Source organism: Pseudomonas sp. FSL R10-0056 (assembly GCF_009600105.1).
Classification (GTDB): domain Bacteria; phylum Pseudomonadota; class Gammaproteobacteria; order Pseudomonadales; family Pseudomonadaceae; genus Aquipseudomonas; species Aquipseudomonas bubulae.
In genome coordinates, this window is sequence record NZ_WIWL01000204.1 from 123,213 (window position 1) to 138,027 (window position 14,815).

14 protein-coding genes are annotated in these 14,815 nt (G+C 60.8%); 7 read left to right on the forward strand and 7 right to left on the reverse strand.

The window, feature by feature from the left end:
- Positions 1–37: 37 nt before the first annotated feature.
- The 6 genes from GHO42_RS19300 to cadR all read right to left on the reverse strand — a co-directional run bounded on the left by GHO42_RS19300 (position 38) and on the right by cadR (position 5,206).
- Entirely contained in the window at positions 38–664 is a 627-nt protein-coding gene (locus tag GHO42_RS19300; protein ID WP_094999770.1) for an ABC-type transport auxiliary lipoprotein family protein, read from the reverse strand.
- Entirely contained in the window at positions 661–1,599 is a 939-nt protein-coding gene (locus GHO42_RS19305) for an MlaD family protein (RefSeq protein WP_094999771.1), read from the reverse strand. Before GHO42_RS19305 ends, GHO42_RS19300 begins: the two co-directional genes overlap by 4 nt.
- 1 nt (position 1,600) lies before the next feature.
- Complete coding sequence (locus GHO42_RS19310) at positions 1,601–2,392, reverse strand: ABC transporter ATP-binding protein (protein WP_153326752.1); 792 nt, start codon at positions 2,390–2,392, stop codon at positions 1,601–1,603.
- An 8-nt stretch (positions 2,393–2,400) separates the two neighbouring features.
- Positions 2,401–3,531, reverse strand: coding sequence for an ABC transporter permease (locus GHO42_RS19315; protein WP_094999773.1), 1,131 nt, complete (start codon positions 3,529–3,531; stop codon positions 2,401–2,403).
- Between the two features lie 79 nt (positions 3,532–3,610).
- Complete coding sequence (locus GHO42_RS19320) at positions 3,611–4,651, reverse strand: DUF5924 family protein (RefSeq protein ID WP_094999774.1); 1,041 nt, start codon at positions 4,649–4,651, stop codon at positions 3,611–3,613.
- Positions 4,652–4,756: 105 nt separating this feature from the next.
- Positions 4,757–5,206 carry a Cd(II)/Pb(II)-responsive transcriptional regulator gene (gene cadR, locus GHO42_RS19325; RefSeq protein WP_094999775.1) on the reverse strand — a complete coding sequence of 150 codons (450 nt, stop codon included), beginning with the start codon at positions 5,204–5,206 and terminating at the stop codon, positions 4,757–4,759.
- An 86-nt stretch (positions 5,207–5,292) separates the two neighbouring features.
- On the opposite strand from cadR, the gene GHO42_RS19330 reads away from it, so the two are divergent.
- The 7 genes from GHO42_RS19330 (at position 5,293) to GHO42_RS19360 (ending at position 14,363) form a co-directional block, all read left to right on the forward strand.
- A complete protein-coding gene (locus tag GHO42_RS19330; protein ID WP_153326709.1) occupies positions 5,293–7,578 on the forward strand; it encodes a heavy metal translocating P-type ATPase in 2,286 nt (761 codons plus the stop codon).
- A gap of 16 nt (positions 7,579–7,594) precedes the next feature.
- Positions 7,595–8,458, forward strand: a complete 864-nt coding sequence (locus GHO42_RS19335) for a LysR family transcriptional regulator (protein WP_095017842.1) — start codon at positions 7,595–7,597, stop codon at positions 8,456–8,458.
- A 217-nt stretch (positions 8,459–8,675) separates the two neighbouring features.
- Positions 8,676–9,752: a putative 2-aminoethylphosphonate ABC transporter ATP-binding protein gene (locus tag GHO42_RS19340; protein WP_095017841.1), complete on the forward strand. Its 1,077-nt coding sequence runs from the start codon at positions 8,676–8,678 to the stop codon at positions 9,750–9,752.
- 1 nt (position 9,753) lies between these two features.
- A complete protein-coding gene (locus GHO42_RS19345) occupies positions 9,754–11,478 on the forward strand; it encodes a putative 2-aminoethylphosphonate ABC transporter permease subunit (RefSeq protein ID WP_095017840.1) in 1,725 nt (574 codons plus the stop codon).
- Positions 11,479–11,516: 38 nt separating this feature from the next.
- Positions 11,517–12,539, forward strand: coding sequence for a putative 2-aminoethylphosphonate ABC transporter substrate-binding protein (locus GHO42_RS19350; RefSeq protein WP_153326707.1), 1,023 nt, complete (start codon positions 11,517–11,519; stop codon positions 12,537–12,539).
- A gap of 139 nt (positions 12,540–12,678) precedes the next feature.
- Positions 12,679–13,806 (forward strand): TIGR03364 family FAD-dependent oxidoreductase, encoded by a 1,128-nt coding sequence (locus GHO42_RS19355; RefSeq protein ID WP_153326705.1) that lies wholly within the window; start codon positions 12,679–12,681, stop codon positions 13,804–13,806.
- Entirely contained in the window at positions 13,806–14,363 is a 558-nt protein-coding gene (locus GHO42_RS19360; RefSeq protein WP_095017838.1) for a phosphonate degradation HD-domain oxygenase, read from the forward strand. Before GHO42_RS19355 ends, GHO42_RS19360 begins: the two co-directional genes overlap by 1 nt.
- 106 nt (positions 14,364–14,469) lie before the next feature.
- Here the strand turns inward: GHO42_RS19360 and GHO42_RS19365 are convergent.
- The coding region (locus tag GHO42_RS19365) for a DUF3482 domain-containing protein (protein ID WP_153384173.1) at positions 14,470–14,815 on the reverse strand (346 nt) is incomplete at its 5' end.

A 14,815-nucleotide genomic window follows, 5' to 3' on the forward strand; every position in this document is an offset into this window, starting at 1 on the left:
TTGGGGGGAGGGGCTTTTGGCTCTTGCTTCGGGCTTTTTAACGCTGCGCCTGCCCCTGCTGCATCACCCACTGCACCACTTGTGGCATCAGCACATCACTGGCCTGGCCAAAACCTGCGACCACGCCTGGTACCATCGGGTTACTCAGCGGCTGGCGCGTCTCAAAGCGTTTGGAAGCAATCACCCGCTGATCGCTGCTGCGTACCAGGCGGGCGTTGTACTGGATCAGCACTTCCGGGCTTTTGCCGTTGTAGTGGGTCTGAAACGCCAACAATTCGCCCCCCAGTTCGTAATCGGACTGCAAGTTGCTGTCATCGGTGCTCAAGCCCTGGATCCTGCCATCCTGCAAGAAGGCCTCAAGCAGACGGTTGCGCAACAGCACCGGGGCCGTATCGCTCCAGCGGGCACCTTTGTAGTTACTGATCAGGTTGCCCTCAGGCACCACCACGATGTTCTGGCTGTTCAACGCGCCAGTGGTCATCGGCTTTTCCAGACGCAATGACCACTTCACTGGTGTACTCTGGCTGACGGCCATGGGTGCTTGCGCCGCCGGCAGCCGATACACGTCGACTATCTCGGGTTTGGGCAAAATCGAGCAGGCGCTGAGCAGGCTCAGGCCAGTAGCAAGGGCGATGGAACCTGCCAGGCGATAGGTGCGCTTCATGGGGTGAATTCCTTGTTCTGCTCGCGGCCCAGCAAGTAACCGCTTGGATTGGATTCCAGGCGCCGCGAGATCGAGCGCAATGTGCCAAGGGTTTCGCGCAGTTCATTGACTGCAGGGCCGAGCTGATTCAGCCCCTGCAGGCCGCTGTTGAGCGAGTCCTCATTGTTGTTGATCAGTTTGTTGATCGTCGCCGTGCTCTGCTGCAGGGAGTTCATGGCCTGCTCGGCGCTGTTGAACATCTGTTTGCCTTCGGTGCTCAACAGGCCGTTGGCGTTGCGCATCAGCACGTTGGTTTGCTCAAGCGTGACGCTGGCCTGTTTACCGACCTGGGCCAGCTGTTTCAATGTCTGGCTGATATCGCCGCGCTGACCGGCAATGGCCGTAGTGGTTTGCTCAAGGTTGTCCAGGGTCTTGCTGACACGGTTGACGTTGTCTTCGGAGAACAACGCATTGGCGTTATGCAGCAGCATATTGACGTTGGCCATCACGTCAGAGCCGTCGGTGAGCAGGCGGGCAATGGGCGAGGGCGAAGCCACGATTTCCGGCAGCTTGCCGTCCTTGCCCTTGAGGGGCGGGCTGTTGGGGTCACCGCCACTGAGCTGGATGATCGAAGTCCCGGTCACGCCGGTCAGCGCCAGCTTGGCCTTGGTGTCGACCTTGACCGGGGTGTTGGCCGCCAGACGAATGCGCGCCAGTACCCGGCGCGGGTCCTTGTCGTCCAGGCGCAGTTCGATCACGTCGCCGACCTTGATCCCGTTGTATTGCACCGAGCTGCCTTTGGACAGGCCGCTGACGGCTTCGTTGAACACCACTTCGTAATCCTTGAACGTGCTGTCCATGCTCGCCTTGGCCAGCCACAGGCCAAACAGCATGGCCCCGACGACAATCAGGACGCTGAACAGGCCGATCAATACATGATGGGCACGGGTTTCCATGTCATTGCTCCTTGAGGTGGGTTGCCGCTTCGTACGCGGCGCGGCCACGGGGGCCATGGAAATAGTCATGAATCCACGGGTCGTCGTAGTCTTCGACCTCAGTGATGGGTGCCGCCACCAGCACCCGTTTTTGCGACAGCACCGCCACCCGGTCAGTGATGGTGTACAGCGTGTCGAGATCGTGGGTGACCAGGAACACGCTTAACCCCAGCGCATCGCGCAGTGTCAGGATAAGTTGGTCAAAGGCCGCCGCGCCGATCGGATCCAGCCCAGCGGTGGGTTCGTCCAGAAACAGGATGTCCGGGTCCAGCGCCAGCGCCCGGGCCAGCGCTGCGCGCTTGACCATGCCACCGGACAGTGAAGACGGGTACTTGTCTGCTGCCGACAGGGGCAATCCCGACAGCGCCAGCTTGACGCACGCCAGGTGCTCGGCATCAGGCCGGCTCAGGCCGGCGTGCTCGATCAGGGGCAGGGCGATGTTCTCTTTTACCGTCAGTGAAGAAAACAGCGCGCCCATCTGAAACAGCACACCAAAGCGCCGCTCGATCATTGAGCGCGCCTGTTCATCAAGGCTCATCAAGTCCTGGCCAAACACCCGGACCTGCCCTTCAGTGGGCCGACGCAAACCGACAATACTGCGCAGCAGCACGGATTTGCCGGTGCCGGAGCCGCCGACCACGCCGAGAATCTCACCTTTGTACACATCAAGGTCGAGGTGTTCATGCACGGTCTGGCTACCAAAGCGGTTGCACAGGTCACGCACCTCGATCACGGTCTCGCCGGGTTTGCGCAGGGACGTACTCACCAGCCCATCTCCATAAAGAACAACGCGGCCACGGCGTCGAGGACGATCACGATAAAGATCGACTGGACCACGCTGGACGTGGTGTGGGCGCCCACCGACTCGGCGCTGCCGCTGACTTTAAAGCCTTCAAGGCAGCCCACCGCGGCAATCAGGAAGGCAAAGAACGGCGCTTTGACCATGCCCACCAAAAAGTGCTGCACGCCGATATCCGAGTGCAGCAGCGAAATAAACATGTCCGGCGAGATACCCAGGGACACCACGCAGACCACGGCACCGCCGAGGATGCCCGCCATCATGGCCATGAATGTCAGCAGCGGCAGGGAAATCAACAGCGCCAGCACCCGTGGCAACACCAGCAAGTCCATCGGATCGAGGCCCAGGGTGCGGATCGCGTCGATCTCTTCGTTGGCCTTCATCGAGCCGATTTGTGCGGTAAAGGCACTGGCCGTGCGCCCGGCGAGCAGGATGGCGGTGAGCAACACGCCGAATTCACGCAGGAAGGAAAACGCCACCAGGTCAACGGTAAAAATCCCCGCACCAAAGTTGGCCAGTACCGTGGCCCCGAGAAACGCCACTACGGCGCCCACCATAAAGGTCAGCAACACCACGATCGGCGCGGCGTTAAGACCGATCTGCTCGATATGCGCCACCACCGGGGTGATGCGCCATTGTTTGGGTCGAAACAGGTTGCGCGCCAGGGTCTGCAGGATCAGGCCGATAAACCCCAGCAGTTGCAGGGAGTCTTGCCACAGCTTGTAGACCGCGCTGCCGATGCGGCTGAGCAAGAGGATGCCGACGTTCTGTTCCTGGGCTGCGACCGGCACGCAAAAATCGCGCATCGAGGAATAGACCGTTTGCAGCAAGGCGCGGTCGGCGGCGGGGAGTTTTTGTGCGGTGTCGGTCAACTGGCTGACGCGCTCTGCCCCCAGCAGCTCCACCAGCAGCGAAGCCCCGGCCGTATCGATGCTGGACACGTCGTCCAGGTTGATGGCGGTCTGTGCATCGTACTTGCCGACCAGCTGTTCGGTCTGCTGCTTGAGGCGTGTGTAATGGGCAAGCGTCCAGTCGCCGCTGATCAGCAGTCGCGCCGGATTACCGGAAGTGTCTAGTTGGGCATTGCCCGCCATGGCCGTAATAGTCTTAAGCTCCCAGCTCGGTACGTTTGAACGCAGACCTTATGTAATAGCACAATCCGGCAAAAGTGCTTCAGTTTGCCTTAACAACCGCAGGCGCAGATTGATCCAGGTTAACCCTGAAGCGCAAAACGCCGATCAGTTGCCCATCCTCGGTCAACACCCGGACTTGCCAGCGACCCACCGGGTCCGGCGGGAAATTCTGCTTGTGGGTCCAGGCGCGATAACCCTCTTTGCGCCCGCCATGAATATCCAGGGCGATGCGGTCGACCTCCTGGCCGTTGAGTTGCCACACATGGTAAATCCGCTCATTCAAACCCCGGGGCGCATTGATCGAGGTATAGGCGTACAGGCCACGACTGCGCAGCTCGCTGACGCTGATGTGCTTGATGCTCTCGCCCGGCGTGCGGTCCTGCAACTGGGTGGTGACGGCCACTTCGGTCATCCACAGCGTAGCTGGTGGCACCCAGGATCGCAGCAGCCAGCCGGTGCCGCCCAGGGCCAGGACTATCAAGGGCAATACCAGCCAGCCACGCCAGGTTTTCAGCGGCAGGCTCACGGCCAGGCTGGGAATGGACAGCAGCACGGCGGTGCCCAGCGCCAGCTTGTAGCTCTCGGAGGTGGTGAGGTTGAGGATGATCGGCAACGCCGTCAGCATGGCCGCGAACAGGGCCAGGGTGTGCAGGGCCAGAAACAGCCAGCGCCGGGGGGCCAGCCATTTGTAATACAGCGGGTCAGTGATGGCGATCAGTGCGCACACGCCCAGAAGTCCGGTAAAGACCAGTTGGCCACTGTTCCAGGTGGTGGTGATAAAGAAAAATGGCAGGACGAAAAAAAAACTTTCCTGGTGGATCATCTGGGTGGCATAGCGCAGCAGCGGTTCAGGTATTTCGCGCTTGAACACCCGGCTGAACAGCCGGGTGAAGGTGTTTTCCAGCATCAACCAGACCCAGCTCACCAGCAGGATCACCGCAATCCAGCGGGCCATGCCTTGCTGGCGGTCCACCAGAATGAAACTGCCCACCCCCGAGCAAAAGCCAAACGCCGCGATCAGCCCTGGATAGCGCTTCATCAACTCAAGGATGCGCTGTAGGTAGTGGTTCCAGTCTGGCATTTGGCAGTTCACATTCTGTAAGGGGAAAACCTGGACAGAATAGCGTTTTAGGCGCTCCGCGTCCGGCACGATTGAAGGGCCAAGGCCTGCATCGGCGCCCTGCAATCAATGCCCGTGGCTTCTGCCCACATGGCTGGGCTCGCCTTCCGGCGGGCTGACCGAGCCGCTGACTTCCAGCTGCTGCAAAATCCCGCAATGCTCCCCGTCAGGCCCCTCGCCACACTTTTGCCGCAGGTCGAGCAATTGCGCCTGCAGGGCCAGCAAACTGTCGACCCGCGCCTTGACGTGATGAATATGTTCGTCGATCAGCGCATTCACGCTTTCGCACTGATCCTGGGGGCTGTCACGCAGGTTGAGCAGGCTGCGGATTTCTTCCAGGGTCATGTCCAGGCTGCGGCAATTGCGGATAAACGTCAGCCGCTCAACATGGGCCTGGGTGTACAAACGGTAGTTGCCTTCACTGCGCGCAGGCTCTGGCAGCAGCCCTTCGCGTTCGTAATAACGGATGGTTTCGACCTGACAGTCGGTCAATTTCGCCAGTTCGCCAATTTTCATCAAGCAGTTCTCCAAAAGGATGCTTGACCCTATAGTGGCTACAGGGTCTTTACTTGGCAACAGGCACCTTTCCCGGACGCAATCTGATGAGCGATTCCATTCACGCACCGAACAAGCACGATCACGATCACGATCACGATCACGATCACGATCACGATCACGATCACGATCACGAACATGGGCATGGCGACACGCACGCTCACGCCCATAGCTGCTGCCCTGGCGCAGGGGGACCGAGCGTCGTCAAGCTGGCCGCCGCGGCCACTGCGGGCGCGCGCCTGAGCAGCTTTCGCATTGAAGCGATGGACTGCCCCACCGAGCAGACCCTGATCCAGAACAAGCTGGGCAAGCTGGCGGGTGTGCAGCAACTGGAATTCAACCTCATCAACCGGGTATTGGGCGTGACCCACGACCTGCCGTCCGTCGGGCCGATTGTCGACGCAATCAAATCCCTCGGCATGCACGCCGAGCCCATCGATTCCGGTGCGGATGCGGCCCCGCCTGCACTGCCAGCGAAAAAACACTGGTGGCCTCTGGCCGTGGCCGGTGTGGGCGCGTTGGCGGCTGAAGTGCTGCACTTTACCGATGCTGCACCCACCTGGGTGATTGCGCTGGTGGCGCTGGTGTCGATCCTCAGCGGCGGCCTGACCACCTATAAAAAGGGCTGGATCGCCCTGAAAAACCTCAACCTGAACATCAATGCACTGATGAGCATCGCCGTGACGGGGGCCGTGCTGATCGGCCAATGGCCGGAAGCGGCGATGGTGATGTTCCTGTTTACTGTGGCCGAGCTGATCGAAGCCAAATCCCTCGATCGTGCGCGCAATGCCATCAGTGGCTTGATGCAAATGGCGCCGGACAAGGCCACCGTGCAGCAGGCGGATGGCAGCTGGATTGAGCTTGAGGTCAAAGACATCGCCCTGGGCAGCCTGGTCAGGGTACGGCCGGGCGAGCGTATCGGCCTGGACGGTGAAGTGGTAGCGGGCAACTCCACAGTCGATCAGGCGCCGATCACCGGTGAAAGCCTGCCCATCGAGAAAGCGCTGGGCGACAAAGTCTTCGCGGGCACCATCAACCAGTCCGGCGCCCTGGAATACCGGGTGACGGCAGCGGCCAACAACTCGACCCTGGCGCGGATCATTCACGCTGTAGAGCAGGCCCAGGGCGCCCGGGCACCGACCCAGCGTTTCGTCGACAGCTTCGCGAAAATCTATACCCCGCTGGTGTTTGCCTTTGCCCTGGCAGTGGCGGTGATCCCGCCGTTGTTTATGGGCGGCGTATGGTTTGACTGGATCTACCGTGCGCTGGTGTTACTGGTGGTGGCGTGCCCTTGTGCGCTGGTGATTTCGACGCCGGTAACCATCGTCAGCGGCCTGGCGGCTGCGGCCCGCAAGGGGATTTTGGTCAAGGGCGGGGTGTACCTGGAAGGCGGCCACAAGCTCGACTTCCTGGCCCTGGACAAGACCGGCACCATCACCCACGGCAAACCGGTGCAAACCGATTACCTGCCCCTTGATCCGCTGTTCACTGACAGCGCGGTGCTGTTGGCCGCCAGCCTTGCAAGCCGTTCCGATCATCCGGTGTCGCTGGCTGTGGCTAATGCTGCTGTGGATAAGAATCTGCCTTTGAGTGCTGTGGATAACTTCACCGCGCTGGCGGGACGCGGAGTGCGTGGCGAAATCGACGGCAAGCTCTACCACCTGGGCAATCACCGCCTGGTTGAAGAATTGGGCCTGTGCTCTCCTGAACTCGAGACAGAGCTGTTTGCGCTGGAAGAACAGGGCAAAACCGTGATCTTGCTGTGCGACAGCGCAGGCCCGCTGGCGCTGTTCGCCGTGGCAGACACAGTCAAGCAAACCAGCCGTGAAGCGATCCGCGAGTTGCATGAGTTGGGCATCAAGACCCTGATGCTGACCGGCGATAATCCTCACACGGCCAACGCCATTGCCGCCCAGGTCGGTATCGACGAAGCCCAGGGCAACCTGCTCCCGGAAGACAAGCTCAAGGCGATCGAAGCGCTGTATGCCAAGGGCCATCATGTAGGCATGGTGGGCGACGGCATTAATGACGCTCCGGCCCTGGCCCGTGCCGAGATCGGTTTTGCCATGGCCGCGGCAGGTACGGATACCGCGATCGAGACCGCCGATGTTGCCCTGATGGACGACGATCTGCGCAAGATACCGGCTTTTATTCGCCTGTCACGGCAGACCTCCAGCATCCTGAAACAGAACATTGCCTTGGCATTGGTCATCAAGGCGATCTTTCTTGCGGTAACCTTCCTCGGTTTGGCCACCATGTGGATGGCCGTGTTTGCCGACATGGGCGTCAGCCTGTTGGTGGTGTTCAACGGTTTGCGCCTGTTGCGCAAATAGATCAAGAGGGGCTGTTGTGCTGAGTGCCGAGCTGAAAGCGTTTTACCGGGTGGCCCAACTGGGCAGCATTACTCAGGCCGCCAAAAAGCTCGGGCTGAGCCAGCCGACTGTGACCACGCAAATCCGCAATCTCGAAAGCCAGTACGGTGTAGAGCTGTTTTACCGTGGCGGCCGGCGCCTGACCCTCAGCGATGACGGCGTACGCCTGCTGCCGATGGTCAAGGCGTTGCTGCAGCAAGAAGCCGATATCGAATTCTTTTTGCGCAACAGCGGCCAGGGCACCGGCATGCTGCGCATTGCCGCGACCGCGCCGTATTACATCCTGGATCTGGTTAAAGCCTTTCGCGAACGCTTGCCGCAGATCGAGGTGGCGGTGGATATCGGCAACTCCCAGCAGGTGCTGGAGGCACTGGACGAATACCGGGTCGATATCGCGGCTTCCTCACAACTGGTGGAAGACCCGCGCCTGATCCGCCGCGTCCTGGGTGCCGATCCGCTGGTGCTGGCGGTGCATCGCAATCACCCGTTGGCCAAGCTAGAGCATGTACCGCTCAGTGCGCTGGCCGGGCATTGCTTGTTGATGCGTGAGCAAGGTTCGACCACGCGCCAGTTGACCGAAGACCTGCTGGCCAATGCCGGGGTGAGTTTTGGTCCGCTGCTGGAAATTGGCAGCCGGGAGTCGATCCGCGAAGCGGTGCTGCGCAATATCGGCATCAGCATCATCGCTCGCCAGGAAGTACCTCATGACCCGCAGTTACGGGTACTGACCCTTGAGAATGCGCCAGTGATCCATGAGTACCTGTACTGCCTCAAAGAGCGAAAAGCCGCGCGTTTGCCGGCGGCGTTTCTGGGGCTGGCGCAGGAAATGGCCCCGGCCTGACCACAACCACTGTGGGAGCGGGCTTGCTCGCGATGCAGACGATGCGGTGTGTCAGGCAAAACGCGGTAAGGCCATCGCGAGCAAGCCCGCTCCCACAATGACCCTGCACCCATACCCAAATCCACCAATACCACTATCGGCTGCTTTGGCCTTGCTGCCACATCTTGTACGCATTGCATCTCTAGGATGGCCCTTATCTGCTTGATGAGGTGCATCCATGAACAGCTCGAACACAACCGCTTTTACCCAGCCCGGCGTGCCGATGAAGGTGCGCAATGTGAGCAAGCGCTTTGGCGCCTTTACCGCGCTGGATAACGTCTCGCTGGAGGTGGCTGCAGGCGAGCTGGTGTGTCTGCTCGGCCCGTCCGGTTGCGGCAAGACCACGCTGTTGCGTTGTATCGCAGGCCTGGAGCATCAGGACAAGGGCGCACTGTACCTGGGTGATCGCGATGTCTCCGAGCTGGCGCCGCAGGCCCGTGATTACGGGATTCTGTTTCAGTCCTATGCTTTGTTCCCAAATCTGACTGTTGAGGCCAACATTGCCTACGGCCTGGCTGGCAGCAATCGTGAGGTGGTGCGCAAGCGCGTCGGCGACATGCTGGAGTTGGTGGGCCTGACCGGCAGCGAAAAGAAATTCCCGGGTCAGCTTTCCGGTGGCCAGCAGCAGCGGGTCGCCCTGGCCCGTGCCCTGGCGCCATCGCCGTCTCTGCTATTGCTCGACGAGCCAATGTCGGCCCTGGATGCCCGCGTCCGTGAGCATTTATGTACCGAACTGCGCCAATTGCAGCGCAGCCTGGGCATCACCACGCTGATGGTCACCCACAATCAGGACGAAGCCATGCTGATGGCCGACCGTATTGCTGTGATGAACAACGGCAAGGTCGAGCAGTACGCCACCCCGCAAGAAATCTACGACAAGCCGGCCACGCCGTTTGTCGCCGAATTTGTGGGGCAGGGCAACTGGCTACCGTTTTTGCGCAACAGTGCTACCCACGCTCAGGTCGGCGGCATGAACATGCGCCTGGCAGATGACGCTGGCCGCGCCGCCTCGGGGCGTTTGTTCTGCCGTCCCGAAGCCATCAGCGTCAATCCGGTACTGCATCAGGAAAACCTGTTCCCGGCCCGGGTTCGGGAAATTACCTTTCTTGGCAATCGCTGCCGCATGAGCTTCGAACTCAACCACCTGCCGGGTCATGCCCTGACGGCCGAAGTCGGCAGTCAGGACCTGCCGCGCCTCGGCACACCGGATATTTTTGTCGCCCTGCCACCCGGCAGCCTGCAGGTGTTTGCCTGACATGGCCGCTGAAATGGCCCTGCCATTGCCCGGCAAAATGTCCCGCCAAGCCAGCAGAGCGGAACTCGGTGACCGTATCTTCGTGGTCGGCGGCAAGCTGCTGTTACTGCTGTTGTTGAGCGTGGCGGTGCTGATGCCGTTGCTGGCTATCTTCTGGCGCGGCTTCAGTGCCGAAGACGGCCAGGGCGGCGGCTGGGTCGCGGCGCGAGAACTGGTCACCAGCGCCAACTTTCACTGGCTACTGGGTAATAGCCTTAAGGTTTCCCTCAGCGTGGCGGCCATCGTCGTACCGCTGGCGTATCTGTTTGCCTACGCCCTGCAAAGGACCATGATCCCCGGCAAACGCATCTGGCGCGGGTTGTCGTTGCTGCCACTGATGGCACCTTCAATGCTGCCGGGCATCGCGCTGGTGTATCTGTTTGGTAACCAGGGCATGTTACGTGGGCTGGTTAGCGACAATATCTACGGCTTCTGGGGCATCGTTCTCGGTGAGGCCATCTACACCTTCCCGCACGCCTTGATGATTTTGCTGTCGGCTTTGTCTCTGGCCGATGCACGTTTGTTTGACGCTGCATCGAGCATGGGGGCCGGGCCTTTCAAGGCCTTTCGCAGCATTACCTGGCCGGGCACCAAACAGGCCGTGTTTGCCGCGTTCTGCCTGGTCTTCACCCTGACCATCACCGACTTCGGTGTGCCCGTGGTGGTGGGTGGCGACTATCAGGTGCTGGCGCTTGAAGCCTACAAGGCCGTAGTCGGCCAGCAGCAATTCGGTCGCGGCGCCTTGATCGGCATGGTCCTGCTGTTGCCTGCACTGTTCAGTTTCGGCGTTGATGCCTGGCTGCGCCGCCAGCATGGCGATTCGATGAGTGGCCGCGCCCAGGTGTTCAAACCCGTGCCGTCGAAGGGCCGTGACCGCTGTTATCTGGCCATTGTGCTGCTGATTTGCGCCACCCTGTTGCTGGTCTTCGGGATGGCGGTGTACTCGTCGCTGGTCAAGTTCTGGCCATATAACCTGTCGCTATCGCTCAACCACTACCAGTTCAACGACACCGCAGGCGGCGGCTGGCTGGCCTATCGCAACAGTGTAACGATGGCGCTGTGTACGGCGGTGATTGGCAGTCTGGTGATCTTCACCGGCGCCTATCTGATGGAGAAAACCAGAAGCCAGAAAGGCCTCAACCTGGCCCTGCGCATGCTCAGCTTTGTGCCGATGGCCGTGCCGGGGCTGGTGCTGGGACTGGGCTACGTGTTCTTTTTCAACCTGCCGGGCAACCCGCTGCATGTGCTCTACGGCACCATGACCCTGCTGGTGGCCTGCACCATTGCGCATTATTTGACCACTGCACAAATGACTGCGACCACGGCCCTGCGCCAGCTCGACGGCGAATTCGAAGCCGCCGCACTGTCGCTCAAGGCGCCGCTCTATCGCCATTACTGGCGCGTCACCGTGCCGATCTGTCTACCCGCACTGCTGGACATCATGCGCTACCTGTTTGTCTCGGCGATGACCACCGTGTCGGCGGCGATCTTCCTTTACAGCCCCGACACCATCCTCGCGGCGGTGGCGGTGCTGAACATGGACGACGCCGGCAACGTTGGCGGCGCGGCGGCGATGTCGACCCTGATCCTGTTCACTTCGGCGGGTATGTCCTTGCTGCTGGCATGGGCTTCGCGCGGTTTGCTGCGCCGCTCCCAGGCCTGGCGCCAGGGTGCGCCCGCGCAATAACAACAACCCTGCCCCTACACCCCAAAAGGAACCGCACCATGTTCAAGCCTCTTGCTCTTGCCGCTGCTGTCCTCACTGCTTTTAGCTTCAATGCGTTCGCTGCCAAAACTGAACTGACCGTGTACACGGCCCTGGAAGCCGAACAGCTCAAGACCTACAAGCAGGCCTTTGAAAAGGCCAACCCGGACATTGAGATCAAGTGGGTGCGCGATTCCACGGGCATCATCACCGCCAAGCTGCTGGCGGAAAAAGCCCGTCCGCAAGCAGATGCGGTGTGGGGCCTGGCGGCATCCAGCCTGGCGATCCTCGACCAGCAGGGCATGCTGCAAAGCTACGCCCCCAGGGACCTGGCCAAGATCGGCGGCAACTACCGCGATGCAGCCAACCCGCCGGCCTGGGTGGGCATGGACGTGTGGGCCGCGACCATTTGCTTCAACACCATCGAGGCGGAAAAACAGGGCCTGAGCAAGCCGGTGAGCTGGCAGGACCTGACCAAGCCTGAATACAAGGGCAAAATCGTGATGCCCAACCCGGCCTCGTCCGGCACCGGCTTTCTGGATGTGAGCGCCTGGCTGCAGACCTTCGGCGAGAAACAGGGCTGGCAATTTATGGACGACCTGCACCAGAACATCGGCCAGTACGTTCATTCAGGTTCCAAGCCTTGCAAGCTGGCAGCTGCGGGGGAATTCCCGATCGGTATCTCCTTTGAATACCCGGCCGTACAGCTCAAGCGTCAGGGGGCACCGCTGGATATCGTGTTGCCTAAAGAAGGCCTGGGTTGGGAAATCGAAGCGACGGCTGTAATCAAGGGGACGCCGCACGAAGAGGCAGCAAAAAAGCTGGCTGACTTCTCCGCAAGCCCCGCGGCGATGGAGCTTTATAAAGAGAACTTCGCGGTACTCGCCCAGCCCGACATCGCCAAGCCACAGACCGAGCTGCCAGCCGACTACGAGCAGCGCCTGATCAAGAACGACTTCGCCTGGGCCTCACAGAACCGCGACAGCATCCTGGCCGAGTGGCGCAAACGCTATGACGGCAAGTCCGAGAAAGCGGCGCAGTAGTTTTGTAGCCACAAAAGACCTGTGGGAGCGGGCTTGCCCGCGATTGGATCGCTGCGGTTGGACAGCCGCACCGCGGCGCTTGTATCGCGAGCAAGCCCGCTCCCACAAGGGAAGTGAAGTTGCCCTTCAGGACATCGTGATGACTCAACCAATCCTTATCGTCGGCGCCGGCATTCTGGGCTTGTCCCACGCCTACGCCGCTGCAAGACGCGGTCTCAAGGTACGCGTCTTCGAACGCACCGCCACGCCACTGGGCGCCTCGGTGCGCAATTTCGGCCAGGCGCTGGTCACCGGCCAACCACCGGGCGTGATGCTCGATCTGGCCCGTGCCAGCCGCGACATTTGGGCAGTCTGGGCGCAGCGCGCAGGCTTTGATCTCAAGCGCAACGGCTCGTACCTGTTCGCCCGCACCGAAGCCGAAGAGCACTTGCTTGAGGCGTTCTGCCAAGGTCGTGCACGCGAGTTCGGCTACCGCGCCGAATTATTGCGCGGTGCAGAAATGGATGCGCTGTACGGTGGCCAGTTCAGCCATCATCGCGCCGCTTTGCATGGCCTTGACGACCAGCAGGTGTATTCACGCGAAGCCATTCCGGCCCTTATCAACTATTTGCAGTGTGAGCTGGGCGTCGAATTTCATTTTTCGACCCTGGTGCGCGAGGTCGAACCCGGTCAGGTCCATACCACGGCGGGGAGTTTCAAGGGTTCGCAGGTGATTGTGTGCTCGGGGCACGATTACCTGACCCTGCTGGCCGAGCCACTGGCCCGGCTCAACCCGAGGATCTGTCGCCTGCAAATGCTGCGCGTGCGGCCCAAGGTCAACTTGAGGCTGCAACACGCCCTGCTGACCGGCCTGAGCTGTGTGCATTACGGCGCTTTTGCCGACTTGCCCGAAGCGGCGCCAGTGCAGGCCGAAATCCAGCGTGACAGCCCGCATCTGGAGCAGCACGGCATTCACCTGCTGATCAGCCCGACGCCTTATGGTGATTTGATCGTCGGCGATTCTCATGATTACAGTGAGGATTCCTCACCCTTCAACGGCGAACAGGTGGATAACTGGATGCTGCAATTGTGCGAAGAAACCCTGGGTTGTGAAGTGCAGGTGGTCGAGCGCTGGCAGGGCGTCTATGGTGCCAAAGGGGCCAGGCCTTTTACCTGGCTGCAGGTGGCGCCCGGTCTGAATGCGGCGCTGATGCACACGGGCGTGGGCATGAGCGTGGGCCCGGCAATGGCCGAGGGCAATATCGCCCGGATGCTGGAGGAGATGTGATGACACACGCACAGCAAGTGGTTGAAGAAGTATTTGGCTTGTACCGGCAATACGGTACCGATGATTACATCGGCGAGCCGGTGTCACAGATCGAGCATATGTCCCAGGCCGCACAGCTTGCGCTGGATGAAGGTTATGACGATGAAGTGGTGTTGGCCGCGTTCTTTCACGATATCGGGCACTTTTGCGTCAATGATGCGAAGAACATGGATGGATACGGTGTAGTCAGCCATGAGCGGGTGGGCGCCGATTATCTGCGCCGTGCCGGGTTTAGCGAGCGGCTGGCCAAACTGGTGGAATACCATGTACAGGCCAAGCGTTACCTGACCTTGCGTCAGCCGGGGTATTTCGATTTGTTGAGTGAGGCGAGCATTCGCACCCTGGGTTATCAGGGCGGGGTGATGAGCGAGGCCGAGGCGGATGCCTTCGAGCAGGACCCGTTGTGCGGGTTGAGCCTGCGCATGCGGGTATGGGATGAACAGGCCAAGCAGATGCATGTGCCAGTTATCGACCTGCAAATCCTCAAGGCCAAAGCCGTCCGCCTGTTAGAGGGTTAAGTACCCATTCTTGTGGGAGCGAGCCTGCTCGCGAAACAAACGACGCGGTGTATCAGTGATGATCCAATCGCGAGCAGGCTCGCTCCCACGGGGGGTAAGCCGGTACTTAGATCTGCCCGGCCAACAACTCAATCTGCTCCTGACGCTCAGCCTGGCTCAACTTCGGATGCGGGTTGAGCGACGACCATTGCGGGTGCGCCCGCGCCTTGTTCAGGGCTTCGGGCAGTTTGCCTTCGCGCCAGGTCTTGTCCTGCGGGGTGGCGACCTTGATGCTGTCCACCGCCGCATGCCCGCGAGCATTGAGAGCGTGCAGCAATTGCCGTTGGCGCAACGCCAGCAGGCGTAACACGCTGTCGTCCACGGTCAACTCGCGCTGGCCCTTGAACTTGCCCAGCAAGCGGCTGCCGTAGCTGCGCGCGGTTTGCAGCGCACCGCCGGCAATGGCCCCGGCC

What these genes read in the sequence shown, in the direction of transcription:
- GHO42_RS19300 (WP_094999770.1), bottom strand. Translation starts at nt 664, where the DNA reads ATGAAGCGCACCTATCGCCTGGCAGGTTCCATCGCCCTTGCTACTGGC.
- GHO42_RS19305 (WP_094999771.1), bottom strand. Translation starts at nt 1,599, where the DNA reads ATGGAAACCCGTGCCCATCATGTATTGATCGGCCTGTTCAGCGTCCTG.
- GHO42_RS19315 (WP_094999773.1), bottom strand. Translation starts at nt 3,531, where the DNA reads ATGGCGGGCAATGCCCAACTAGACACTTCCGGTAATCCGGCGCGACTG.
- GHO42_RS19320 (WP_094999774.1), bottom strand. Translation starts at nt 4,651, where the DNA reads ATGCCAGACTGGAACCACTACCTACAGCGCATCCTTGAGTTGATGAAG.
- cadR (WP_094999775.1), bottom strand. Translation starts at nt 5,206, where the DNA reads ATGAAAATTGGCGAACTGGCGAAATTGACCGACTGTCAGGTCGAAACC.
- GHO42_RS19330 (WP_153326709.1), top strand. Translation starts at nt 5,293, where the DNA reads ATGAGCGATTCCATTCACGCACCGAACAAGCACGATCACGATCACGAT.
- GHO42_RS19340 (WP_095017841.1), top strand. Translation starts at nt 8,676, where the DNA reads ATGAACAGCTCGAACACAACCGCTTTTACCCAGCCCGGCGTGCCGATG.
- GHO42_RS19345 (WP_095017840.1), top strand. Translation starts at nt 9,754, where the DNA reads ATGGCCGCTGAAATGGCCCTGCCATTGCCCGGCAAAATGTCCCGCCAA.
- GHO42_RS19350 (WP_153326707.1), top strand. Translation starts at nt 11,517, where the DNA reads ATGTTCAAGCCTCTTGCTCTTGCCGCTGCTGTCCTCACTGCTTTTAGC.
- GHO42_RS19355 (WP_153326705.1), top strand. Translation starts at nt 12,679, where the DNA reads ATGACTCAACCAATCCTTATCGTCGGCGCCGGCATTCTGGGCTTGTCC.
- GHO42_RS19360 (WP_095017838.1), top strand. Translation starts at nt 13,806, where the DNA reads ATGACACACGCACAGCAAGTGGTTGAAGAAGTATTTGGCTTGTACCGG.